23 protein-coding genes are annotated in these 23,731 nt (G+C 30.4%); 12 read left to right on the forward strand and 11 right to left on the reverse strand.

What is annotated here, in order from left to right; translation table 11 throughout:
* A complete protein-coding gene (gene hisC, locus ACIJYC_RS06505; RefSeq protein WP_435165846.1) occupies nt 1-1,083 on the reverse strand; it encodes a histidinol-phosphate transaminase in 1,083 nt (360 codons plus the stop codon).
* A 188-nt stretch (nt 1,084-1,271) separates the two neighbouring features.
* Here hisC and metX point away from each other — a divergent pair, with 188 nt between their 5' ends.
* The 12 genes from metX to ACIJYC_RS06565 all read left to right on the forward strand — a co-directional run bounded on the left by metX (nt 1,272) and on the right by ACIJYC_RS06565 (nt 10,316).
* Nucleotides 1,272-2,390, forward strand: a complete 1,119-nt coding sequence (gene metX / locus ACIJYC_RS06510; protein ID WP_435165849.1) for a homoserine O-acetyltransferase MetX — start codon at nt 1,272-1,274, stop codon at nt 2,388-2,390.
* A 2-nt stretch (nt 2,391-2,392) separates the two neighbouring features.
* Nucleotides 2,393-2,989 carry a methionine biosynthesis protein MetW gene (gene metW / locus ACIJYC_RS06515; protein ID WP_435165851.1) on the forward strand — a complete coding sequence of 199 codons (597 nt, stop codon included), beginning with the start codon at nt 2,393-2,395 and terminating at the stop codon, nt 2,987-2,989.
* Nucleotide 2,990: 1 nt separating this feature from the next.
* Entirely contained in the window at nt 2,991-3,710 is a 720-nt protein-coding gene (gloB, locus tag ACIJYC_RS06520; protein WP_435168110.1) for a hydroxyacylglutathione hydrolase, read from the forward strand.
* A 64-nt stretch (nt 3,711-3,774) separates the two neighbouring features.
* Nucleotides 3,775-4,188: a 50S ribosomal protein L21 gene (gene rplU, locus ACIJYC_RS06525; RefSeq protein WP_435165854.1), complete on the forward strand. Its 414-nt coding sequence runs from the start codon at nt 3,775-3,777 to the stop codon at nt 4,186-4,188.
* A gap of 12 nt (nt 4,189-4,200) precedes the next feature.
* Nucleotides 4,201-4,455: a 50S ribosomal protein L27 gene (rpmA, locus tag ACIJYC_RS06530; protein ID WP_435116267.1), complete on the forward strand. Its 255-nt coding sequence runs from the start codon at nt 4,201-4,203 to the stop codon at nt 4,453-4,455.
* Between the two features lie 27 nt (nt 4,456-4,482).
* Nucleotides 4,483-5,466 carry an Obg family GTPase CgtA gene (cgtA, locus tag ACIJYC_RS06535; RefSeq protein WP_435116269.1) on the forward strand — a complete coding sequence of 328 codons (984 nt, stop codon included), beginning with the start codon at nt 4,483-4,485 and terminating at the stop codon, nt 5,464-5,466.
* Nucleotides 5,456-6,562 carry a glutamate 5-kinase gene (gene proB, locus ACIJYC_RS06540; protein WP_435165857.1) on the forward strand — a complete coding sequence of 369 codons (1,107 nt, stop codon included), beginning with the start codon at nt 5,456-5,458 and terminating at the stop codon, nt 6,560-6,562. Before cgtA ends, proB begins: the two co-directional genes overlap by 11 nt.
* Before the next feature lies 1 nt (nt 6,563).
* Nucleotides 6,564-7,814: a glutamate-5-semialdehyde dehydrogenase gene (locus ACIJYC_RS06545; protein ID WP_435165860.1), complete on the forward strand. Its 1,251-nt coding sequence runs from the start codon at nt 6,564-6,566 to the stop codon at nt 7,812-7,814.
* A 14-nt stretch (nt 7,815-7,828) separates the two neighbouring features.
* Nucleotides 7,829-8,335 carry a nicotinate (nicotinamide) nucleotide adenylyltransferase gene (nadD, locus tag ACIJYC_RS06550; protein WP_435165863.1) on the forward strand — a complete coding sequence of 169 codons (507 nt, stop codon included), beginning with the start codon at nt 7,829-7,831 and terminating at the stop codon, nt 8,333-8,335.
* Nucleotides 8,336-8,352: 17 nt separating this feature from the next.
* Nucleotides 8,353-8,703 carry a ribosome silencing factor gene (gene rsfS, locus ACIJYC_RS06555; protein WP_028035982.1) on the forward strand — a complete coding sequence of 117 codons (351 nt, stop codon included), beginning with the start codon at nt 8,353-8,355 and terminating at the stop codon, nt 8,701-8,703.
* A gap of 10 nt (nt 8,704-8,713) precedes the next feature.
* Nucleotides 8,714-9,838 carry a S41 family peptidase gene (locus tag ACIJYC_RS06560; RefSeq protein WP_435168113.1) on the forward strand — a complete coding sequence of 375 codons (1,125 nt, stop codon included), beginning with the start codon at nt 8,714-8,716 and terminating at the stop codon, nt 9,836-9,838.
* Nucleotide 9,839: 1 nt separating this feature from the next.
* Entirely contained in the window at nt 9,840-10,316 is a 477-nt protein-coding gene (locus ACIJYC_RS06565; protein ID WP_435116279.1) for an RNA pyrophosphohydrolase, read from the forward strand.
* Here ACIJYC_RS06565 and atpC read toward each other — a convergent pair.
* The 10 genes from atpC to sucD all read right to left on the reverse strand — a co-directional run bounded on the left by atpC (nt 10,309) and on the right by sucD (nt 23,730).
* A complete protein-coding gene (gene atpC / locus ACIJYC_RS06570) occupies nt 10,309-10,701 on the reverse strand; it encodes an ATP synthase F1 subunit epsilon (protein WP_435116281.1) in 393 nt (130 codons plus the stop codon). The two genes, ACIJYC_RS06565 and atpC, sit on opposite strands and share 8 nt — an antisense overlap.
* A complete protein-coding gene (gene atpD, locus ACIJYC_RS06575) occupies nt 10,701-12,119 on the reverse strand; it encodes a F0F1 ATP synthase subunit beta (RefSeq protein WP_435116283.1) in 1,419 nt (472 codons plus the stop codon). Before atpD ends, atpC begins: the two co-directional genes overlap by 1 nt.
* Nucleotides 12,120-12,121: 2 nt before the next feature.
* The gene (locus tag ACIJYC_RS06580; protein ID WP_435116285.1) at nt 12,122-12,997 is read right to left on the reverse strand and encodes a F0F1 ATP synthase subunit gamma; all 876 of its coding nucleotides are present in this window, start codon (nt 12,995-12,997) and stop codon (nt 12,122-12,124) included.
* Between the two features lie 6 nt (nt 12,998-13,003).
* A complete protein-coding gene (atpA, locus tag ACIJYC_RS06585; protein ID WP_435165866.1) occupies nt 13,004-14,539 on the reverse strand; it encodes a F0F1 ATP synthase subunit alpha in 1,536 nt (511 codons plus the stop codon).
* The gene (atpH, locus tag ACIJYC_RS06590; protein ID WP_435165869.1) at nt 14,540-15,097 is read right to left on the reverse strand and encodes an ATP synthase F1 subunit delta; all 558 of its coding nucleotides are present in this window, start codon (nt 15,095-15,097) and stop codon (nt 14,540-14,542) included.
* A 108-nt stretch (nt 15,098-15,205) separates the two neighbouring features.
* Nucleotides 15,206-17,161 carry a replication restart helicase PriA gene (gene priA / locus ACIJYC_RS06595; RefSeq protein WP_435165872.1) on the reverse strand — a complete coding sequence of 652 codons (1,956 nt, stop codon included), beginning with the start codon at nt 17,159-17,161 and terminating at the stop codon, nt 15,206-15,208.
* Between the two features lie 22 nt (nt 17,162-17,183).
* Entirely contained in the window at nt 17,184-18,584 is a 1,401-nt protein-coding gene (gene lpdA / locus ACIJYC_RS06600; protein WP_435165875.1) for a dihydrolipoyl dehydrogenase, read from the reverse strand.
* On the reverse strand, nt 18,585-19,904 hold the full coding sequence (odhB, locus tag ACIJYC_RS06605) for a 2-oxoglutarate dehydrogenase complex dihydrolipoyllysine-residue succinyltransferase (protein ID WP_435165878.1): 1,320 nt from the start codon (nt 19,902-19,904) through the stop codon (nt 18,585-18,587). It abuts the gene before it with no gap.
* Between the two features lie 6 nt (nt 19,905-19,910).
* Nucleotides 19,911-22,820 carry a 2-oxoglutarate dehydrogenase E1 component gene (locus tag ACIJYC_RS06610; protein WP_435165881.1) on the reverse strand — a complete coding sequence of 970 codons (2,910 nt, stop codon included), beginning with the start codon at nt 22,818-22,820 and terminating at the stop codon, nt 19,911-19,913.
* A gap of 34 nt (nt 22,821-22,854) precedes the next feature.
* On the reverse strand, nt 22,855-23,730 hold the full coding sequence (gene sucD / locus ACIJYC_RS06615) for a succinate--CoA ligase subunit alpha (protein WP_435165884.1): 876 nt from the start codon (nt 23,728-23,730) through the stop codon (nt 22,855-22,857).
* Between the last annotated feature and the right edge of the window lies 1 nt (nt 23,731).

Consider the following 23,731-nt stretch of genomic DNA (forward strand, 5'->3'; position numbering starts at 1 on the left):
TTAATTTAATATATTTTTTACTACATTCATAAATGCTAGATTTTCACTTCTTGAGCCAATGGTTAATCTTAATTTATTTTTAATATGATAGCCATCTTCTGTAGATCTAACAATAATTCCCTTGTTTTTGAGTTTCTCATAAAATTCTTTTGCTGAGTGGTTACTTCTTTTAAAATCTAATAATAAAAAATTTGCTGAAATCATATTAGAAAATATTTGGTATCTTTCTAAAAAAGACTTTATTTTCTTTGCAAAAATTAAATTGTGCTTTATTGATTTTTCAATAAATTTAGAGTCTTTAAGCGATTCAACAGCTGCTAATTGAGCAAGTAGACTTACATTAAAAGGTGGTTTAATTATATTTAAGGCATCTATAATTTTTTTAGAACCAAATCCCCACCCCACTCTTAAAGAGGCTAAACCAAAAATTTTTGAGAATGTTCTCAAAATAAACACATTATCTTTATTTTTAAACAAGTCTAAGCCTGATTTATAATCTTTATTTTTCATATATTCTGCATAAGCATCATCCACAACTAATAAAATATTTTTGTTCAATTTTTTTCTTAACTCCAATAATTCTTTTTTAGTCAAATAAGTTCCTGTTGGATTATTTGGATTTGCTAAAAAAACTATTTTAGTTTTTTTTGTTACATTTTTTATTATTTCAGATACCGAAATTTTAAATTCTAATTCTTTTGCAAATACTACTTTGGCACCTACAATCTTTGCATATATCCTATACATTAAAAAGCTATATTGAGGCACTATAACTTCGTCTTTTGGTTTTAAATACAACTGACAAATCATTTGAATAACCTCATCCGAACCAGCCCCACATATAATTTTATCACTATTACATTTATATTTTTTTGAAATTTCTCTTCTCAAAAGTTCAGATTTTCCATCTGGATATCTCTCTAATTTCAGTTTTTTATCAGAAATTATTTTCTTTGCTCTAGGACTCATTCCTAAAGCAGACTCATTCGCTGACAATTTTATAATTTTTTTTAATTTTTTTATTTTAGATTTGCCTGGCTTATATGCCTCAATATTAAATTTTTTAAATTTTGGAATGGTCATTTTTTTATTATGAGCTCTTTATAGATAAAAATATAAATTTTTACACTGAATAAGGCAATTTTTAAAAAATTGACATAATAAATAACTTCTAGTACAAAATTTATGCGCTGATTTAACTGAATTGCGAGCGCTTAAAAAAAACCGCTAAAATTGTTTTTTTTCTCACAATTCAAATAATCACTCTTATTATGAATACTGAGATTAATTTAAAAACCTTATTAGTAAAAAAACCACTTAAATTAGATTGTGGTAAAAAAATTAATAATTTTCCTATTGCCTATGAAACTTATGGGACTTTAAATGAGAAAAAAGATAACGCGATTTTAGTTTTTCATGCATTAACTGGTGATCAGTTTGTTGCTGGCTTAAATCCAGTAACTAATAAAGATGGTTGGTGGTCATATGCTGTAGGTCCTAATAAATCAATTGATACTAATAAATACTTTGTAATTTGTTCTAATGTAATTGGTGGATGTCTAGGCTCATATGGACCAAGTCATAAAGATCCTGATACACAGAAAGTTTTTGGTACTAATTTTCCTATCATTACCATAAATGATATGGTCAATGCTCAATATAATTTGATAGAACACTTTGGTATTGATAAACTTTTTTCAATTGTTGGAGGTTCTATGGGTGGCATGCAAGTTCTTCAATTTATTAGTAATTTTCCAGATAAAGTGAAAACCGTAATACCTATAGCTTGCACATCTAGTCACTCTGCACAAAATATAGCATTTAATGAATTAGGTCGTCAGGCTATCGCAGCCGACAGTAATTGGAATGAGGGAAATTATAACACTAAAAATACAATTCCCAGCAAAGGTTTAGCTGTTGCGAGAATGGCAGCTCACATAACCTATCTTTCCAAAAAAGGTCTCCAAGAAAAATTTGGAAGAAAATTACAAGAAAGAGAAGACCTTAAATTTGGTTTTGATGCTGACTTTCAAATTGAGAGTTATTTAAGGTATCAAGGATCTGTTTTCGTTGATAGGTTTGATGCAAATAGTTATTTATATATCACAAGAGCTATGGACTATTTTGATTTAGCTAAACAGTTTAATGGTAATTTGTCTGATGCCTTTAAAGATACTAAAGCAAAATTTTTTGTAATTTCTTTTACTTCAGATTGGCTTTACCCTACACAAGAAAATAAAGATATTGTAATTGCGCTTAACGCTATTGGAGCTGACGTTGGTTTTGTTGAGATTGAGTCAGATAAAGGGCATGACTCTTTTTTACTTGATGTCCCAGAATTTTTAAATGCTCTTAAAAACTTTTTAGATAAATCCTACACTACTGTTTAATAATGAAAAATGAATTTAAGGTTATTGCTGATCTAGTCGAAAAAAATACACGTGTTTTAGATGTTGGTTGTGCGGATGGTGTGTTAATGGAATTTTTAAGAGATAATAAAAATATTGATATTAGAGGGTTAGAAATATCTAAAAATAAAGTTCAAAAATGTATTGAAAAAGGACTTACTGTAATTGAGGGCAATGCAGAGTTCGATTTAAAACAATTTCCTGATAAATCTTTTGACTACGTTGTACTAAGCCAAACATTACAAGCGTTCTTAAACCCTGAACTTGTAATTAATGAGTTACTAAGAGTTGGTAAAAAAGCGATAGTAACAATTCCTAATTTTGGATATTGGAAAGTTAGACTGCATCTTTTAATAAAAGGAACAATGCCAGTAACAGATACCCTTCCAGATCAATGGTATGACACACCTAATTTACATATGTGTACAATTAAAGATTTTGTATATTTTGTAAGATCTAGAGATTTCAAGATTTTTAAATCATTGGCTTTAAATGAAAAAAATACATCTTTAATTAATAATAAAAATTTGGGAATAAAAAACTTATTTTCTGATTTAGGGATATTTTTAATTGAAAAATAATATTAAAATAGAGATCATTCCCTGCTTACAAGATAATTATAGCTATTTAATCATAGATAAAGATAAAAATGATGCTTGTGTTGTTGATCCAAGTGAAGCTAAACCTATAATAAATTTCATAGAAAAAGAAAATATTAATTTAAAATATATCTTAAATACACATCATCATTTTGATCATATTGGTGGTAACAAAGAATTAAAACAAAAATACAACTCTATTGTAGTTGGATACAAGTATGACTCTAAAAGAATTCCTGAAATTAGTGTTTTGGTTGAAGATAAACAAATATGGAAAGAAGATAATTTTGAAGCAAAAATAATTCATATTCCAGGTCACACAACAGGTCATATTGGTTTTTATTTTTTTAATGAAAAAGCAATATTTACTGGAGACACATTGTTTTCACTGGGATGTGGGAAAATTTTTGAAGGAACATACGAGGAGATGTTTGAGTCTCTATCAAAAATAAAAAATCTACCTAATGATACTAAAATTTATTGTGGTCATGAGTACACTCTACAAAATTCAAATTTTTGTATTAATCACGACTCTCAAAATCTAAATCTTCAAAATAAGATAACTAGCGTCAAAGAAAAACTTGATAATAATACCCCTACAATACCATCTACTCTTAAAGATGAAAAAGAGTGCAATATATTTTTGAGAGCAAAAAATGTTGATTCCTTTTCAAAATTGAGAGATTTAAAGGATAATTTCTAGTTAATTCGACTTGACTATAGCTTTGCTGTAACTATATTGCGGTAACTTAAATTTAAATCAAACTATGTCATACGCAGTAATAAAAACAGGTGGTAAACAATATAAAGTTAAATCTGGAGAGATTCTAAAGATTGAGAAATTACCAGATTCAAAACCTGAGTCTAAAATAGAATTTAATGAAGTTCTTGCTTACGGTGACGATAAAACTATCGAAATTGGTACACCTACAGTTGCAGGAGCAAAAGTAGAAGCTGATTTAATTAAAAATGGTAAAGATCGAACTATTTTAATCTTCAAAAAGAGAAGAAGACATAATTCAAGAAGAAAAAATGGTCACAGACAAGAACATACAATGATAAGAATTAATAAGATTTTTTCTAAAGATGGTAAAGTTTTATCAGAAGCAGAGAAAATGGTTAAACCAACTAAAAAGGTTGAGGCTGAAGTTAAAGAAAAAGCTCGAGCAACAGGTAAATAAATTAGGTAATTTATGGCAACAAAAAAAGCAGGTGGATCATCGAGAAACGGACGAGATAGTGCCGGGCGTAGGCTTGGTGTTAAAAAGTATGGCGGTGAAACAGTAATACCTGGAAATATAATTGTAAGACAAAGAGGAACAAAAATTTTTCCTGGTGAAAACGTAGGAATGGGTAAAGATCATTCAATTTTTTCAGTTGCTAAAGGTAAAGTTGTATTTAAGAAATCAAAAGCAGATAGAACTTTCGTTTCAGTAAAACCCAATTAATAGTACAACTTAATTAGATGTTGTATTATGAAATTTCTTGATCAAGTTAAGATTTATGTAAAAGCTGGTAACGGTGGTGATGGTTCACCAAGTTTCAGAAGAGAGAAATATGTTGAGTATGGAGGTCCAGATGGAGGCGATGGCGGAAAAGGTGGATCCATAATTTTAAAAGCTGAAGAAAATCTCAACACCCTTATAGATTACAGATACCAACAACACCATAAAGCACAACGAGGAGAGAATGGTGCTGGTCAAAATCGTACAGGTAAAGGAGGAGACGATTTATTTTTAAAAGTACCACTTGGAACTCAAGTTTTTGAAGAAGATAATAAAACTTTATTATTTGATTTTAATAAAAGAGGAGAAGAGTTTGTTGTTGCTATTGGAGGCAAAGGTGGATTGGGAAACACTAGATTTAAGAGTTCTACAAATAGAGCTCCAAGAAAATTTACTAAAGGTGGAATCGGAGAAGAATTTACAATCTGGCTTCAATTAAAAACAATTGCTGATATTGGAATAATTGGCTTACCAAATGCTGGAAAATCAAGTTTGTTGGCTGCTATCACAAATGCAAATCCAAAAATTGCTAATTATAGATTTACTACTTTAAATCCTAATTTAGGAGTTGCCTCTTATGATGATAAAGAAATAACTATTGCTGATATACCAGGATTAGTAGAGGGAGCTCATGAGGGTGTTGGTCTTGGCATACAGTTCTTAAAACATATTGAAAGATGTAAATCATTATTACATCTTATAGATATTACTAACTTGGATTTAAATGAGTCTTATGAACAAGTAAAAAGTGAATTAAAAAATTACAGCGCAAAATTAATTGAAAAAAAAGAGCTTGTAGTACTTAATAAAGTAGATTTAGTTGATGAAGATACTGTTAAAGATGTAATAGATCATTTCTCTAAAGGAAAAAATTGTGAGATAATGACTATGACAACACTAGAAAAAGATTCTATATCTAAAATTAAAGCTAAACTTTTGTCATATGTCTCTTAAAAACTCTAAAATAATTGTTGTGAAAATAGGATCTTCACTTCTTGTTGATAATAATAAAAAGATAAGAAAAAAATGGCTTGCTAGTTTTGCAAAAGATATCAAAAAATTAAAAGATAAAAATCAAAAAGTAGTAATCGTAAGTTCGGGAGCAATAGCACTTGGATGCAAGAAAATGAATATCAATAAAAAAACAATTAAACTTGATAAAAGTCAGGCAATCGCTTCCATAGGGCAAATCGAACTGATGAATTTATTTTCTCAAACATTTACAAAGTACAAATTAAATATATCACAAATCTTATTAACTCTTGAAGATACAGAGGAAAGAAGAAGATCTTTAAATGCCAAGAGAACTTTTGAAAATTTGTTTGATTTAGGTTTTATTCCAATTGTAAATGAAAATGACACGATAGCTACTTCTGAGATAAAATATGGAGATAATGATAGATTGGCCTCTAGAGTTGCTCAAATTACTGATGCTGATACTTTAATACTTCTTTCAGATGTGGATGGACTTTACACGAAAAATCCCAAAATTTATAAAGATGCTAAATTAATCAAAAAAGTAAATGATTTAAAAAAAGATTTAAAAGAAATTAACGTTAAAGGTGTAAATGAATACGGCAGTGGTGGAATGCAAACTAAAATAGAAGCTGCAAAAATCTGTCAACTAGCAGGTTGTAGTATGGTTATAGCAAATGGACTAAGCTTAAATCCTATCTCAATGATTAGTAAAAAAAATATTTGCACATGGTTCAGCTCTAAAGTTTCAAAACTTGATGCTAGAAAAAAATGGATCATAAGCTCTATTGCACCAAAAGGATCAATTATAATTGACGATGGTGCAAAAAAAGCACTAAGATCTGGAAAAAGCTTATTAGCTGCTGGTATTAAAAAAATCTCAGGAAAATTTAATAAAGGGGATCATGTTAAAATTTTAGATAAAAAAAATAATGAATGTGCAAGAGGCTTGAGCTCCTTTACCTCTGATGAAATAGTTAAGATTATGGGACATCATTCTAATCAAATAGAAAAATTATTGGGTTATGTTGCTAAATCAGAAGTAATTCATAAAGATGATATGGTAGAAATTTAGAATGAATAAAATGATGAATTTAATAGGTGTTAAAAGTAGAAAAGCATCAGAAAAAAAAGTTGATATAGACACCAAAAATAAAGTCTTAAAATTTTATGCTGAATTACTTGATAAAGAAAATAAATCAATTTTAAGAGAAAACTCAAAAGATATTAAATTTGCTCAAAACAAAGGAATAAAAGAAAATTTGATTAACAGATTAAGAATTGATGGGGCGAAACTCAAAAATATTAAAAACTCTATTATTAAAATTTCAAGTCTAAAAGATCCCGTAAATGTAACTCTAAAAAAATGGAGTAGACCTAATGGATTAAATATCAAAAGAGTAACTATTCCAATTGGAGTGATTGGTGTTATTTTTGAAAGTAGACCTAATGTAACATCTGATGTAGCAAGTTTATGCTTTAAATCTGGTAATGCTGTAATTCTTAAAGGTGGATCTGAGGCAATAAATACCAACAGAATATTAGCAAAATTATTTCGACAAGCTCTTCGAAAAAACAAAGTTGATGAAAATTATATTCAATTTGTAGACTGTAAAGATAGAAAAATGGTTGATACCATGCTTTCAAAAATGAAAAAATATATTGATGTAATAATTCCTAGAGGTGGAAAAAACTTAGTTAAAAGAGTTCAAGAATTTTCAACAGTTCCAATAATTGGTCACTTAGAAGGTATTTGTCATACATTTGTTGATAAAGATGCAGAGCCAAATATGGCATCAAAAATTATTTATAATGCAAAATTAAGAAATACAGCCATTTGCGGTGCAACCGAAACTATTTTGCTTCATGAAAAAATAGTAAAAAAATTTTGTAATCCAATTTTAAAAAGACTTGATGATCAAAATTGTAAAATATATGGAGACAATATCATAAGAAAATATTTCAAAGGTAAAGTGTATCCAGCCAAAGAAAAGGATTGGTCTACAGAATATTTGACAGCAGCAGTATCGGTTAAAGTTGTAAAGAGTAATGAAGAGGCCATTCATCATATCAATAAATATGGAACAATGCATACTGACTCCATAATTACTAAAAATAAAAAAACAGCTAATAAGTTTTTAAAAAATGTTAAAAGCTCTATTGCAATGCATAACACTTCAACACAATTTGCTGATGGTGGTGAATTTGGTTTTGGTGGTGAAGTAGGCATATCAACAAATACACTTCCCCCAAGAGGCCCTGTTGGTTTAGAACAATTAGTTTCATATAAATATGAAATTTCGAGTAAAGGAAAAATAAGAAAATAAACTAGATATTTAAAATGAAAATTGGAATTTTAGGAGGTTCATTTGATCCAGCTCACAAAGGACATCTAGCAATATCTAAGGAAGCTAGAAAAAGATTTAAACTTGAAAAAATTATTTGGGCAATTACTAAAAAAAATCCACTCAAAACTGAAAGCAAAACACCAATTTCTAAAAAAATAAAAGATTGCAAAAAAATAATAGGATTAAATTCTTTCATAAAAGTTAAATTTTATGAAAATATTATAAAATCTAATAAGACTATTGATTTAATCAACTATCTTAAAAAAAATAAAAACATTGAAATTTTTTTTTTAATGGGAGCAGATAACTTAATTAGCTTTCATAAGTGGCATAAATCAAAATTAATTTCACAAAAATGCAATATCATTGTATTTGATCGTCATGGTTATAAAAAAAATTCTTTAAAATCAAAGACATTTAAGAGACTCAATAATAAAACACTTACATTTGTAGAGTTTAAAAAAGTCAACATTTCATCTTCTCAATTAAGAAAAATTTGATAGTCTAATTCTAATTAATGGATAAAATTTCAGATCTTAAATCAGTTGTAATAGACACACTAGATCTCAACAAAGCACAAGATATTGTTACTATTGACCTTAAAGATAAAAGTTCAATGGCTGATTATATGATAATTGCAAGCGGCACTTCTTCAAGACACATTCAGTCTTTATCAGAACAAGTTTTAGAAAAATTAAAGGATAATGGCATTAAAAATTCTAAAATAGAAGGTAAAGAAAGTAATGAATGGAAACTTGTTGATGGTATTGATTTAATTGTACATATTTTTCATCCAGAGAAAAGAAAGTTTTATGAACTTGAAAAAATTTGGTCTGAACTAATCCCAAAAGAAAAAGTCATTATATGAAAAAAATTCAATTTTATTTAATAATTTTTTTATCCTCTTTTTTTTTTCATATTCAGTAAATTCAGCTGAATTAGATATTTATAAAAAAATTGATTTATTTGGCGAAGTCCTTGAAAAAATTAACAAACAATATGTAGATGAAATTGATCAGTCTGAAGGTATGGACTCAGCAATTAACGGTCTTCTTCAATCACTTGATCCCTATTCATCTTATATGTCACCAGAGATATTTCAAGAAATGCAAACCGAAACTAGTGGAGAGTTTGGTGGTCTTGGAATTGAAGTTAGTATGGAAGCTGGTGTTGTAAAAGTTATTACCCCTATAGATGATACTCCCGCTTCAAAAGCAGGAATTAAAGCTGGAGACTATATTGTAAAAATAGACAATGTTCAGGTACAAGGAAAATCGTTGAGTGAAGCAGTTGACCTTATGAGGGGTCTGGTGGGCACTGATATTGAGCTAACCGTAAGAAGACGAGGAGTAAAAAAAGCTCTCACATTTAATATAACAAGAGAAATAATTGAGGTCCAATCTGTTAAATCTGATCTTTTAGAAAATAATATTGGTTACATCCGATTAACTTCTTTCAACGATAATAGTAGTGATCAAATTAAAAAAAAGATCAAAAAGTTAAAAGAAAATGAAAACTTAAAAGCATTTATATTGGATCTTAGAAATAATCCTGGTGGACTATTGACACAAGCAATAAAAATTTCTGACTTTTTTTTAGAAAATGGAGAAATAGTATCGACAAAAAGTAGAAAAAAATCAGAAAATAGAAAATGGTTTGCAAGAAAAGGAGATATTACTGATGGAAAAACTTTAGTGGTATTGATCAATTATGGTTCAGCATCAGCATCAGAAATTGTTGCTGGAGCTCTTAAAGATCACAAAAGAGCTATAATACTTGGCGAAAATAGTTATGGTAAAGGGTCAGTTCAATCTATAATTCCTTTAAAGAATAAAGGAGCTATAAGATTAACAGTTGCAAAATATTATCTTCCTTCTGGAAAATCCATATCTGAAGTTGGTGTAAGACCTGATATTGAGGTAAATGAAGAAGGTGATGATTTTAGAATTAAAACTGATACTGATAATCAATTAAATTACGCAATAAAACTACTTAACGGTTAATATGAATAAGAACTTTAGCAAACTACCCTTGAGAACGGGGGTGGGAATAATTTTACTAAATAATGACAATAAAGTTTTCGTAGCAAGACGAATAGATAATGCAAAAAAATTTTGGCAGATGCCACAAGGGGGAGTTGATGAAGGTGAGGATTTTTTAAAAGCAGCTTATAGAGAACTGGAAGAAGAAACTAGTGTTAAAAGTGTTAAATTAATAAAAGAGTTAGATGGTACTATCACATATGAACTTCCTGATCGTTTATTAGGAATTATTTGGAAAGGTAAATACAAAGGTCAAAAACAAAAATGGTTTTTAATGAAATTTACTGGTGATGAAAATGAAATTGATATTAAAACTAAAAATCCAGAATTTTTAGATTGGAAATGGATAGACCTTGATCAAATTACAGAAGTAGTAGTCGACTTTAAACTACACGTTTATAAAGAACTTCAAGAAAAAGTTAGAAAAATTATTAATTAAGAGACCTTAATACTTCAATTTTTTGATCAACTAAATATTTTGATTGATCAGAAATATCAGGCTTGCCTGCTTCCTCTTCAGCCAATTTGAGCAAGTCTTGTTGTTTAGACTTATCTAAATCTGTAAGATTGAAAATTGAGCTAGTTAAAATTGATAAATTATTATTTTTAAACTCAACAATCCCATCCTCAACATAATAGTTTTCATCTCCAGATTTAGATAAAATTTTGATAATTCCAGGTTTTAAAAATGAGATAATAGAAATGTGATCTTTAAGTATACCCATTTCTCCTTCAAAAGCAGGTACAACAACTTCTGAAACATCCTCTTTAACTAAAAAAGATTTTTCTGGGTTTACTATCTCAATCTTAAACTCTTCACTCATTAAGCAGCAGCTTCCTTAGCCATTTTATCAGCTTTTTCTATCGCTTCCTCTATTGTTCCAACCATATAAAAAGCAGCTTCTGGTAAATGATCATAGTCACCTTTACATATAGCAGCAAAGCCTTTTATTGTTGAATCTAGATCAACTAACTTACCAGGAGAACCGGTAAACACTTCTGCAACAAAGAATGGTTGAGATAAGAATCTTTGTATTTTTCTAGCTCTAGCTACAACTAATTTATCTTCTTCAGACAATTCATCCATACCTAAAATGGCGATAATATCTTGAAGCGATTTATAAGTTTGTAAGATTTTTTGAACTTCTCTAGCAACTCTGTAATGCTCATCACCAACAATTCTTGGGTCCAAAATTCTTGAAGTAGAGTCAAGTGGGTCAACCGCAGGATAAATACCTATCTCCGCAATTTGTCTTGAGAGAACGGTAGTTGCATCCAAGTGAGCAAATGATGTTGCTGGCGCAGGGTCAGTTAAGTCATCAGCGGGTACATAAATAGCTTGTACTGAAGTAATTGATCCTTTGTTAGTAGTTGTAATTCTTTCCTGAAGGTTACCCATATCAGTTGCAAGTGTAGGCTGATATCCAACTGCTGATGGTATTCTTCCCAATAGAGCTGATACCTCAGAACCTGCTTGTGTAAATCTAAAAATGTTATCTACAAAAAAAAGAACGTCTTGTCCCTCTTGATCTCTAAAATACTCTGCTACAGTTAATCCTGTAAGAGCGACTCTAGCTCTAGCTCCAGGAGGTTCATTCATTTGTCCATAAACTAGGGCAGCTTTAGATCCAGCTCCATCTTTCTTGATTACACCTGAATCTATCATCTCATGGTATAAATCATTTCCTTCTCTAGTTCTTTCTCCAACACCAGCAAAAACTGAGAAACCACCATGTGCTTTTGCAACGTTGTTAATTAATTCCATAATCAAAACTGTTTTTCCAACTCCAGCTCCACCGAATAAACCAATTTTTCCACCCTTTGCATATGGTGCTAATAAATCAACTACCTTAATTCCTGTAACTAATATTTCTGTTTCTGTTGACTGATCACTAAATTCAGGAGCTGCTCTGTGGATCGGCCACTTTTCTTTTGTTTGAACTTCACCTTTTTCATCGATAGGTTCACCAATAACGTTTATAATTCTTCCTAAAGTTTCTGGTCCAACAGGAACTTGGATAGGTGCTTTAGTGTTTATGACCTCGTCACCTCTCTTTAATCCTTCAGTAGCATCCATTGCAATTGTTCTAACAGTAGATTCTCCTAAATGTTGAGCAACTTCTAAAACTAGTCTATTGTCTCCATTTTTACACTCTAATGCTGATAAAATTTCTGGAAGATCTTCATTAAATTTTACGTCTACTACTGCTCCAATGATCTGTGTGATTTTTCCTTTGCTCATAATTATAAACTCTCTGCTCCTGATATGATTTCTATTAGTTCTTTAGTAATTGCTGCCTGACGACTTCTATTATACTCAATAGTAAGCTTATCAACCATTTCACCTGCGTTTCGGGTTGCATTATCCATTGCACTCATTCTTGAGCCCTGTTCACTAGCTGAATTCTCTAACATTGCCTTAAATATTTGTGTTGAAATATTTTTAGGTAATAAATTGCTTAAAATCTCATCTTCATCTGGTTCAAACTCATAACTATCCTCAGATTTATCTTCCTCTGAATTTTCAACATTTAATGGAATTATTTGTTGTGCTTGAGGAATTTGTGTAATTACATTTTTAAATTGGTTATAAAAAATAGTACAAACATCAAACTCTTCAGCACCAAATTTTTCAATTACCATTTTACCAACTTTATCAGCATCAAAGTAATTAGCGTGTTTAGAATCTTTAAATGAAATATTTGCAATTATCTTATTACCATAAGCTCTTTTAAGTTGATCATTACCTTTAGAACCTACAGTTATAATCTTTAAATCTTTTCCATCTTCTACAAGTTTAGCAAAGTAGCTCTTGGCTTTTTTAATTATATTTGAATTAAAACCACCACATAGACCTCTGTCAGAAGTCATCACAACACAAAGATGCACTTTATCATTACCTGATCCAGATAATAATTTTGGAGCATTTTCTTTGTCTGAAATCCCACTAGAAAGATTTAGAATAATATTATTCATTTTTTCTGAATAAGGTCTTCCCTTCTCAGCACTTTCTTGGGCTCTTCTAAGTTTTGCTGCTGCTACCATCTTCATAGCTTTTGTAATTTTCTGTGTAGACTTTACACTAGCTATTCTTTTTTTAAGGTCGTCTAAACTTGCCATAATAAATTAAGATTTAAAGTTTTCCTTTAATTGAGTAATTACTTCGATTAGTAATTTTTCTTTATCATCTTCAAGTTTGCCTGAACTTTGAATTGAATCGATTATTTCAGGTTTATCAGACTTACATTTTTCAATAATTTTATTTTCAAATTCAGCAATATCTTTTAATTCAATATCATCCAAATAACCTTTTACACCACAGAAAACTGAAATTACTTGTTCAGCTACTGTCATTGGTGAATATTGCTTTTGTTTAAGAAGTTCTGTTAATTTTGAACCTCTATTTAAAAGTTGCTGTGTTGAAGCATCTAAATCAGAACCAAATTGAGCAAAAGCAGCCATCTCTCTGTATTGTGCTAATTCTAATTTCATTGATCCAGAAACTTTTTTCATCGCTTTTGTTTGTGCTGAAGAACCTACTCTAGAAACGGATAGTCCAACGTTAATTGCTGGTCTGATACCTTGGTTAAAAAGTTCAGTTTCTAAGAAAATTTGACCATCAGTAATTGAAATTACGTTAGTTGGAATAAACGCAGAAACGTCACCACCTTGTGTTTCAATAATTGGAAGTGCTGTTAACGAACCTCCACCATGTTCATCACTTAACTTAGCTGCTCTTTCTAACAATCTACTGTGAAGATAGAATACATCACCAGGATAAGCTTCACGTCCTGGAGGTCTTCTTAATAATAGAGACATTTGTCTATAAGCAACAGCCTGCTTAGATAAATCATCATAAATAATTAATCCATGCATTCCATTATCTCTGAAATACTCACCCATTGTACACCCTGTGTAAGGTGCTAAAAACTGAAGTGGCGCAGAGTCAGATGCTGTTGCAGCAACGATTGTTGTGTATTCCATTGCTCCCGCTTCTTCTAATGTTTTTTGAATTTGTCTTACAGTTGATCTTTTCTGGCCAATCGCAACATAAATACAATAAAGCTTTTGTTTTTCATCACCAGATTCATTTATTTTCTTTTGGTTAATAATTGCATCGATTGCAACTGCAGTTTTACCAGTTTGTCTGTCACCAATAATTAATTCACGTTGTCCTCTTCCCACTGGAACCAAACTATCGATAGATTTTAGACCTGTTTGCATAGGTTCACTAACTGATTGTCTTGGAATAATTCCAGGAGCTTTAACTTCAACTCTACTTTTTTTAATACTTTTATCTAAAGGTCCTTTACCATCAATTGGATTTCCTAATCCATCAACAACTCTACCTAATAATTCTTTTCCAACTGGAGTATCAACAATGTTTCCAGTTCTTTTTACAGTATCACCTTCTTTAATATTTCTATCATCTCCAAAAATTACAACTCCAACGTTTTCACTTTCTAAGTTTAAGGCCATACCTTTAGATCCATCAGCAAACTCAACCATCTCCCCAGCTTGGACATTGTCAAGACCATAAATTCTAGCAATACCATCTCCTACTGATAGTACTTGGCCAACTTCTGTTACTTCTGCTTTATCACCAAAATTTTTAATTTGTTCTTTTAGTATCTTTGTTACTTCTGAAGGATTTATTTCCATTTATGCCTCTATCATTCTGTTTTCGATTTGTTGTAATTTATTTTTAATTGAGGTGTCCACCATAGTACTTCCGACTTGTACTACTAAGCCTCCTATTAAACTTTCGTCATATTTGTAGTTTAATTTTATTTTTGAACTAAAGTTTTTAGTAAGCTCATCTGTGATTTTAGAAATCGCATCACTAGATAGTTCTTTTGCAGACTTTAATTCAGCTTTCAATTCTCCTCTTTTTTTAGAACATGTTTCGATGAAACTTTTTAAAATTTGTTCTACATAAAAAAAACGTCTTTTTGAAACTAGAAAACTTAAAAAACTTTTTAATAAACTCTCAAATTTATTATTATCAGAAATACCATCAATAACTTTTAAAAGATCATCTTGGTCACTTGTTGGATCCTTAATTAAATTTGAAAAATCTTTACTAGAAGAAATCAAATTTAAGATAGATGAGGATTGATCTTCAACTTGTGAAAGAACATTGTTTTCACTTGCAAGCTCATACAAAGCTAAAGAATATCTTTCAGCCGAAGTTATTGAAAATCCCTTATTTTTACTCAACTTGTTACCTCTGTTATGTTGAAGATTATTTTAAAATCACGCATTAATTAGCATATGACCATTATGTCTTCAAGTAGCACATTCGATTAAAAGTCCTTTTTTTAAAGGTTAATTGAAGTTTATTGGATCAACATCAACTGAAAGTTTTATTCCTGATGAAAATTTGTAATTTGGGATAATTTCAGCGATTGAATTCTGTAATTTAAGAGATTTTGAGCCCCTAATTAACATTCTTATTCTAAATTTTCTTTTTAGTCTAAAAATTGGTGCACTAACTGGCCCTAAAACTCTTCCATTGATTTTTTTTTCAATAAAATTTTTAAAATAAAAAGCTTCTTTTTCTAATTTTGCTTCATTGTCACCTGTTAAGATTAAAGAGATAAATCTTTGAAATGGTGGAAGCTTGTTTTGTCTTCTAATATCTAATTCTCTATCAAGAAAAATATTGGGATTACTATTTGTTAAATCAGAAATCATTTTGGTATTAGTATTATAAGTTTGAAAATACACAGTTGCAGGCTTACCTGTTCTTCCAGCTCGTCCAGAAAGTTGGTGGTACAACTGTAAATTTTTTTCAGCACCTCTTAAGTCATGTCCTTGTAAGGATAGATCAATATCAACTACCACAATACAATTAAGGCTTGGAAAGTGAAAACCTTTAGAGATTAATTGTGTCCCAACTAAAATTTGAACTTCATTATTAATTATTTTTTCTAATTTTTGACTAGAACTTTTTTTATTCATTGTATCACTTGAAAAAATTTCAATTTTTTTAGACGGAAAGTTTTTTTTAACTTCTTCAGATATTCTTTCAACTCCAGGACCACTAAAAATAAATTCACAATCCTCATCTTTTATACATTTCCTTTTCAGGGAAGATTTAAAACCACAATAATGGCACAATAAATTATTTTTATTTTTATGATAAACTAAATTAATTGAGCAATTAGGGCACGAATAACTATTAAAACATTTATTACAAAGTACATGTGGAGAAAACCCACGTCTATTTAAAAAAAATAGTACCTGATCGTTTTTATCGAGATGAAAGTTTACTTTCTCAATTATTTTTTTAGAAAGCCAAGATTGTTTTTCCAATTTGGTTTCATTAAGATTAATTATTTCATAATTCGGCAATGATGCGTTTTGGTAACGTTTTTCTAATTTAGAAATACTATATTTGCCTTTTTTAATATTTTCATAAGTTTCAATTGATGGAACAGCTGTAATTAAATTGATAGGTATATTTTCAAATGACGCTCTTGAAATAGCCATGTCTCTTGCATTATAGGTAACCCCCTCGTCTTGTTTGTAAGATTGATCATGCTCTTCATCAACAATAATTAAACCTAGTTTTTTAAATGGTAAAAATAATGATGATCTGGCACCAATGACAACTTTAATTTCTCCATTTACAATTCCACTCCAAATAATTTCTTTCTTTTTTTTTGTAATACCTGAGTGCCAAACTGCTGGAGTAAAACCAAAAAATTCTATAAATTTTTTTTCAAATTGACCTGTTAAACCGATCTCTGGTAATAAAATTAAGCCCTGAAAACCTTTGTTTATTATCTCTTTGAGGGCTTCGAAATACACCATGGTTTTTCCTGATCCAGTTGTTCCTTGAAGAACATGAACTCTAAATTTTTGATTAGAAACATTCATTTTTTTAAGAGATTTTTTTTGTTCTTCAGAAAGTTTTATTAAATTTTTTTTGATATTTGTGTCAAAAATTTTGTACGCATCTTTTTGAATTTTTTCTACGGCATTGCTACTAAGTAAAACCTGTTTTAAAGCCATTCCTTTTGGAATTATATTGTATTCAGAAAACCAATTAAGGAATTTTATTGTAGTTTTTTTTAATGGACTAACATCTAATTTTTTTAAAACATTTTTAATTTTAAAATTTCTATTATTTTTCTTTTCAAATTCATCCCAAACTACTCCTGTGATTTTAGATTTACCAAAAGGGACCACCACATAATCACCTGTTTTTAAATTAATATCACTTTCATAAGTAAAAGGATGATTAAATATATTTGGTAAAAGAATCGGCACTTTCATATTTTAATAATATGAAAAAAAATTAAGAGTGTATTGCTCTTTTATCTACTGATAATGCTGCTTCTTTAACAGCTTCTGAAAATGTTGGATGGGCATGGCAAGTTCTTGCAATATCCTCAGAGCTTGCACCAAATTCCATTGCAACACCTATTTCAGCAATAAGCTCTCCTGCGTGAGGGCCTATTATATGCGCGCCTAAAACTTTATCTGTAGTTTCGTCTGCTAAAATTTTAACAAACCCTTCTGCATCATCTATGGCTTTTGCTCTAGAGTTTGCCATAAATGAAAACTTACCAATTTTATATTTTGTATTTAATTCTTTTAATTGTTCTTCAGTCTTACCAATAGATGCAACTTCAGGTGTTGTATAAACAACTCCAGGAATTGTATCATAATTAACGTGGCCTGATTGACCAACGATATTTTCTGCAACTGCAATTCCTTCATCTTCAGCTTTATGTGCAAGCATTGGTCCACTTATAACATCACCTATCGCATAAATATTATCAACATTAGTTTTAAATGTATTGTCTGTTTTAACTCTTTTTCTTTCATCCAGTTCAACTCCAACAAATTCTAAATTTAAGCCATTCGTATTTGCTTTTCGTCCAACCGAAATAAGTACGACATCACATTCAAATTTATTTTTATTTCCATCTTTATCAACTGTTGAAACTACCGCTCCTGTATTATTATTTTGAATAGCTTCAACTTTATTTTGCATGTTAAATTTGATACCTTGTTTTTTTAATATCTTCATAAATTCTGAAGAAATTTCCTTATCCATTCCAGGAGTAATGTGATCTAAAAATTCTACTACTTGTACTTCAGCTCCTAATCTTGACCAAACTGATCCCATCTCTAATCCAATATAGCCACCTCCCACTACAACCATTTTATTTGGAACTTTATCTAATTTTAATGCTCCAGTTGAAGAAACAATTACCTTCTCATCAATTTCTATTCCAGGTAAAGACACTGGTACAGAACCAGTTGCTATCACTGTTTTTTCAGCCTCTATAATTGTCTCTTTGTTTTGATCATCTCTAATTATAATTTCACTTTGAGATTTGAAGCTTCCAGTTCCTTTGTAATAGGTCACTTTATTTTTTTTCAGTAAAAACTCGACCCCCTTAGTAAGAATAGTCACTGCTTTATCTTTACTTTTCATCATTTTTTCAAGATTTAGCTTAACTTCACCAACTTCAATCCCTTTACTGGTTAAGTTTTGAACTTTATGAAACTCTTCAGACAGATTTAACAAGCTTTTTGAAGGTATACACCCAACATTTAAACACGTTCCTCCAAGAGATCCTCTCGATTCAATACATGCTGTTTTTAATCCAAGCTGAGCAAGTCTAATAGCACAAACATATCCGCCAGGACCCCCTCCAATTACTACTGCTTGAAATTTTTCTGACATTTAAATATCCAAAAACAACCGTCTAGGGTCTTCTAAATTTTCTTTAACCATTTTTAAAAATGAAACTGACTCTTTTCCGTCAATTATTCTATGATCATATGACAAAGCTAAATACATAATAGGTCTAATTTTTATTTCTCCATCAACCACAACAGGTCTTTCAACAATATTATGCATTCCAAGTACCCCTGATTGAGGGAGGTTTAATATTGGTGTTGATAACATTGATCCATATACACCACCATTACTAATTGTAAATGTTCCACCTTGAAGATCTTCAATAGTTAATTTTCCATCTCTTGCTTTTTCTGAAATTTCTTTAATATTTTTTTCAATATCAGCAAATGATAATTCATCAGCATTTCTTAATACAGGTACAACTAAACCTTTCTCAGTTCCTACAGCAAAACTAAGATTATAATAATTTTTATAAATTATTTCATCGCCATCAATTTCAGCATTAACTGCTGGGAAATTTTTTAATGCAACAACACACGCTTTAACAAAAAAAGACATAAAACCTAGTTTTACTCCATAACGACTTTGAAAATCTTGCTGATTTTCTTTTCTCATTTCCATAATATTAGTCATATCAACTTCATTAAAAGTAGTTAACAAAGCTGCATTTTCTTGTGCTTGTTTTAATCTCTTAGCTATCGTCTGTCTTAGTCTGGTCATTTTAATTCTTTCTTCTTGACCATACTTAACTTTTCTCTCTGAAGGCTGTGGATTTGCTCCCATTAAACTTATGAGATCACCCTTTAAAACTCTTCCACCTTTTCCTGAGCCTTGAACTGAATTAATATCTATTTTATTTTCTACAACAATTTTTCTAACTGCTGGTGAAAGTGTTTGATTTTCTGTATTAGTTTTAGGTTCTGTTTTTTCTATTTTGGCTTTTGGTGCCTCTTCCACTATAACCTCATCAGTTAAAACTAATGGTTCTTCCTGATAATTTTTTTCAGTTTTTTCCTCAAAAATTCTTGGTTCTTTTTTAGATGGATCTAATTTGATCACATTGTCTTCATTTTTAGCTGGTTCTACTTTTTTAATTTCTTCTTTTTTAATCGAACCTTCAGATTGACTCTCTGATACCGAACCTAGGAGAGCCCCTACTTCTACCACTGAGCCATCTTTTGAATTTATTTCAGTTAAAATACCTTTTACAGGTGATGGCACTTCAAGATTAACTTTATCTGTTTCTAACTCTACAATTGGCTCATCTGCTTCAACTGCATCACCAGTATTTTTTAACCATTTTGCCACTGTTGCCTCAGTAATACTTTCACCAAGAACAGGAACTACAATTTTTTCACTCATTTCTAATTACTCAAAAACCTTATTTATTATTTCTTGTTGTTGAGAAATGTGCCTCTTCGCATATCCAGTCGCTGGAGATGCATCAGGGCTTCTTCCTATATAAGAAATTTCGTTATTATTAGCCTTAATAGTATCTAATGTCCATTGGATATAATCTCTTGCTGAGAACCAAGCACCCATATTTTTAGGCTCTTCCTGGCACCAAAAAAATTTAGCACTTTCAGCATATGGTTTAAGCTCCTTAACAAGAGTTTTTGCTGGAAATGGATAAAGTTGTTCTATTCTAAACAAAATCACATCATCTTTTTTTAATTTTTCTCTAGCTTCTAATAAATCAAAATAAACTTTTCCTGAACACATAATTACTTTTTTAATTTTGGAACTTTCTTTTAATTTTATAAAACCTTTAGACTGCGGATCTATTGCATGATCCCAAAGTATTCTATGAAAAGAATTCGATTTACTAAAATCTTCTAAATTTGAAACACAATATTTATTTCTAAGTAAAGATTTTGGAGTCATCATGATTAGGGGCTTTCTGAAGTCTCTATGCATTTGTCTTCTTAGTGCGTGAAAATAATTTGCAGGAGTTGTGCAATTCATAACTTGCATGTTATCATTCGAACACAACTGTAAAAACCTTTCTAATCTAGCCGATGAATGTTCTGGTCCTTGACCTTCATATCCGTGAGGTAATAACATTACCAATCCAGAAGCTCTTCTCCACTTTCTTTCTCCAGAAGCAATAAATTGATCAATTACAACCTGAGCACCATTTGCAAAATCTCCAAACTGTGCCTCCCATAAGGTAAGAGTATTGGGCTCAACTAAACTATAACCATACTCAAATCCTAGAACTGCCAATTCAGATAAAAAACTATCAACAATTTCAAATTGTTTTTGAGTGTTTGAAATATTATTCAAAGGAACATATCGACTATTATCTTTTTGATTTCTTAAAACAGAATGTCTTTGACTAAAAGTTCCTCTTCCAGAGTCTTGACCAACTAATCTTACTGGATAACCTTCTTCTAATAGAGATCCAAATGCTAAAGATTCTGCTGTTGACCAATCAATATTGGATCCTCTCTCAACAGCTTCTTTTCTATTATTTAATATTTTAACTATAGTTTTGTGTAAATTTAACTCATCAGAAGATGAATTTATTTTTTCTGAAATCTCTAACAGTTTTTTAGTATCTGCGCCTGTTACACCTCTTTTATCTTTTCCTTTTTCTGGTTTATAAGCTGACCATGTTCCTTCAAACCAAGCAATTTTTGGTTTGTAATCTTTTGCATTTTTAAACTGATCATCAAGTAAGTTTTTAAAAGTCTTTATAGAATTATCTAAAATTTCACTTGATATAACATTTTCTTCTATAAGTTTTTTTCCATAAACTTTTGTTGTTGAAGGATGCGATCTAATTTTCTCATACATCAAAGGTTGAGTAAAAGATGGCTCGTCTCCTTCGTTATGACCAAACCTTCTATAACAAATTAGATCTATAACTACATCTCTATTAAACTTTAATCTAAACTCAGTCGCTATTCTAGCCGCATAAACAACTGCTTCTGGATCATCTCCATTTGCATGTATTATTGGAGCATCAACCATTTTTGCTATGTCAGAAGGATATGGAGAGGATCTAGCAAACCTTGGGCTAGTGGTAAATCCTATTTGATTATTAACTATTATATGAATTGTACCGCCAGTATTATGTCCAGGCAGTCCTGACATTGCAAAACATTCAGCCACAACACCTTGGCCAGCAAATGCTGCATCACCATGAATTAAGATTGGTATTACTTTATTTCTTTGTTTATCTTTGTGAAAATATTGTTTTGCTCTAGTCTGACCAAGCACAACTGGGTTAACAGCTTCTAGATGTGATGGATTATCAGTTAAACTTACATGGACTGAATTTCCATCAAACTCTCTATTAGATGAAGCACCTAAATGATATTTTACATCTCCCGCACCTTCATCTGATGATACCGCAAACTCTCCAGCAAACTCATTAAATATTCTTTTGTATGACTTTTGTAACACATTGGCTAAAACATTTAATCTTCCTCTATGAGACATGCCAATCTTAACTTCTTTTACTTGAGACTGGCCACTAATTTTGATTATTTGTTCTAAAGCAGGAATTAAACTTTCACCTCCATCTAATCCAAATCTTTTAGTTCCAACATATTTTGTATGAAGAAATTTTTCAAAACCTTCAGCTTGAATTAGTTTGTTTAAAATTGCTTCCTTACCATTTTTAGTAAAATTTAAATTATCTTCTGATTTTTCAATTCTATCTCTAAACCATTTTCTCTCTGTAGGATTTGATATGTGCATGTATTCATAACCAACTGATCCACAATAAGTTTTTTTTAAAAAATCCAGTATATCCTTAATATTTGAATTCTGTTTGTTGATCACACCACCAAGATAAATATTTTTTTGATAATCATTTTTTTTAAAACCAAAAGATTCTGGGTGAAGCTCATCTAAATAATCTGATTTAATCAGTTCAAGTGGATCAAGCTTGGCTATAAGATGTCCTCGTTGTCTGTATGATCTAATCATTGAGACAGCTTTAATAGAGTCTTCATTTGATCTAGAAGAGATTACATTTTCGCCTTTAAAATTGACAACAGCATCATTTGAATTTTGATCCTCTTGATCAATTTTTTTCTGTAACTCATCAATATCTATTGTATTTTTTTTTGGCCCCCAAGAAGGGCCATTAATTTCTTTTGCAATAATATTTAATTCTTCTCCAATACCTTCAAAATAATCTTTCCAACTATCTGGTAAATCTGCATCTTTATTAACAAACTTAAGGTACATTCGCTCAATAAAAGCACTATTAGATTTGTTTAAAAATGAAGTTTTTTCGTATTCGAGATTTTTTGATGCTGACATCTATTTATTTAATATAATCCTCTAATATTATTTTTCAATTTGACAATTTATTAAATAAAGTTTTTCCAATTATTGATGGCGATTTAGCGACAGTAATCCCAGATTCTTCCATTTTCTCAATCTTATCTTCAGCACCACCTTTTCCTCCCGAGATAATAGCTCCTGCATGACCCATTCTCCGTCCTGGAGGGGCTGTAATTCCTGCAATAAAACCAACAATTGGTTTTTTGATTTTATGATTTTTAACGAATTCTGCAGCTTCTTCTTCTGCTGTACCCCCAATTTCTCCTATCATTAAAATAGATTCTGTTTCTTCATCATTTAAAAATAAATCTAGGCAATCAATAAAGTTTGTTCCATTAATCGGATCACCTCCAATACCAATACAAGTTGATTGACCCAAACCATTTTCAGTTGTTTGCGCAACCGCCTCGTAGGTAAGTGTTCCAGATCTTGATACAATTCCAACCGATCCTCTTTTGTGAATATTTCCTGGCATAATTCCAATTTTGCACTCATCTGGTGTAATTATTCCTGGGCAATTTGGTCCAATCAATCTGCTCTTTGAGCCAATTAATTTTTGTCTTACTTTAAGCATATCCTGAACTGGAATACCTTCAGTAATACAAACTATTAATTCTACAGATGCATCTATCGCTTCTATAATTGCAGCAGCAGCAAATTTAGCAGGCACATAAATCATTGTTGCATCTGCACCAACACTATTTTTTGCCTCAACAACACTATTAAAAACAGGTCGATCTAAATGTTTTTGACCACCTTTTTTAGGAGTTACTCCACCAACTAAATTAGTTCCATATTTAATTGCTTGTTCAGAATGAAAAGTACCATGAGCACCTGTGAAGCCTTGGCAAATTACTTTTGTATTTTTATTTACTAAAACAGACATT

The sequence above is a fragment of the Candidatus Pelagibacter bacterium nBUS_28 genome, assembly GCF_051200915.1.
Taxonomy (GTDB): domain Bacteria; phylum Pseudomonadota; class Alphaproteobacteria; order Pelagibacterales; family Pelagibacteraceae; genus Pelagibacter.

Excerpts from the sequence above, each read along its gene's own strand:
- hisC (WP_435165846.1), bottom strand. The coding sequence starts at position 1,083 with ATGACCATTCCAAAATTTAAAAAATTTAATATTGAGGCATATAAGCCA.
- metX (WP_435165849.1), top strand. The coding sequence starts at position 1,272 with ATGAATACTGAGATTAATTTAAAAACCTTATTAGTAAAAAAACCACTT.
- metW (WP_435165851.1), top strand. The coding sequence starts at position 2,393 with ATGAAAAATGAATTTAAGGTTATTGCTGATCTAGTCGAAAAAAATACA.
- rplU (WP_435165854.1), top strand. The coding sequence starts at position 3,775 with ATGTCATACGCAGTAATAAAAACAGGTGGTAAACAATATAAAGTTAAA.
- rpmA (WP_435116267.1), top strand. The coding sequence starts at position 4,201 with ATGGCAACAAAAAAAGCAGGTGGATCATCGAGAAACGGACGAGATAGT.
- cgtA (WP_435116269.1), top strand. The coding sequence starts at position 4,483 with ATGAAATTTCTTGATCAAGTTAAGATTTATGTAAAAGCTGGTAACGGT.
- proB (WP_435165857.1), top strand. The coding sequence starts at position 5,456 with ATGTCTCTTAAAAACTCTAAAATAATTGTTGTGAAAATAGGATCTTCA.
- ACIJYC_RS06545 (WP_435165860.1), top strand. The coding sequence starts at position 6,564 with ATGAATAAAATGATGAATTTAATAGGTGTTAAAAGTAGAAAAGCATCA.
- nadD (WP_435165863.1), top strand. The coding sequence starts at position 7,829 with ATGAAAATTGGAATTTTAGGAGGTTCATTTGATCCAGCTCACAAAGGA.
- rsfS (WP_028035982.1), top strand. The coding sequence starts at position 8,353 with ATGGATAAAATTTCAGATCTTAAATCAGTTGTAATAGACACACTAGAT.
- ACIJYC_RS06565 (WP_435116279.1), top strand. The coding sequence starts at position 9,840 with ATGAATAAGAACTTTAGCAAACTACCCTTGAGAACGGGGGTGGGAATA.
- atpC (WP_435116281.1), bottom strand. The coding sequence starts at position 10,701 with ATGAGTGAAGAGTTTAAGATTGAGATAGTAAACCCAGAAAAATCTTTT.
- atpD (WP_435116283.1), bottom strand. The coding sequence starts at position 12,119 with ATGAGCAAAGGAAAAATCACACAGATCATTGGAGCAGTAGTAGACGTA.
- ACIJYC_RS06580 (WP_435116285.1), bottom strand. The coding sequence starts at position 12,997 with ATGGCAAGTTTAGACGACCTTAAAAAAAGAATAGCTAGTGTAAAGTCT.
- atpA (WP_435165866.1), bottom strand. The coding sequence starts at position 14,539 with ATGGAAATAAATCCTTCAGAAGTAACAAAGATACTAAAAGAACAAATT.
- priA (WP_435165872.1), bottom strand. The coding sequence starts at position 17,161 with ATGAAAGTGCCGATTCTTTTACCAAATATATTTAATCATCCTTTTACT.
- lpdA (WP_435165875.1), bottom strand. The coding sequence starts at position 18,584 with ATGTCAGAAAAATTTCAAGCAGTAGTAATTGGAGGGGGTCCTGGCGGA.
- odhB (WP_435165878.1), bottom strand. The coding sequence starts at position 19,904 with ATGAGTGAAAAAATTGTAGTTCCTGTTCTTGGTGAAAGTATTACTGAG.
- ACIJYC_RS06610 (WP_435165881.1), bottom strand. The coding sequence starts at position 22,820 with ATGTCAGCATCAAAAAATCTCGAATACGAAAAAACTTCATTTTTAAAC.
- sucD (WP_435165884.1), bottom strand. The coding sequence starts at position 23,730 with ATGTCTGTTTTAGTAAATAAAAATACAAAAGTAATTTGCCAAGGCTTC.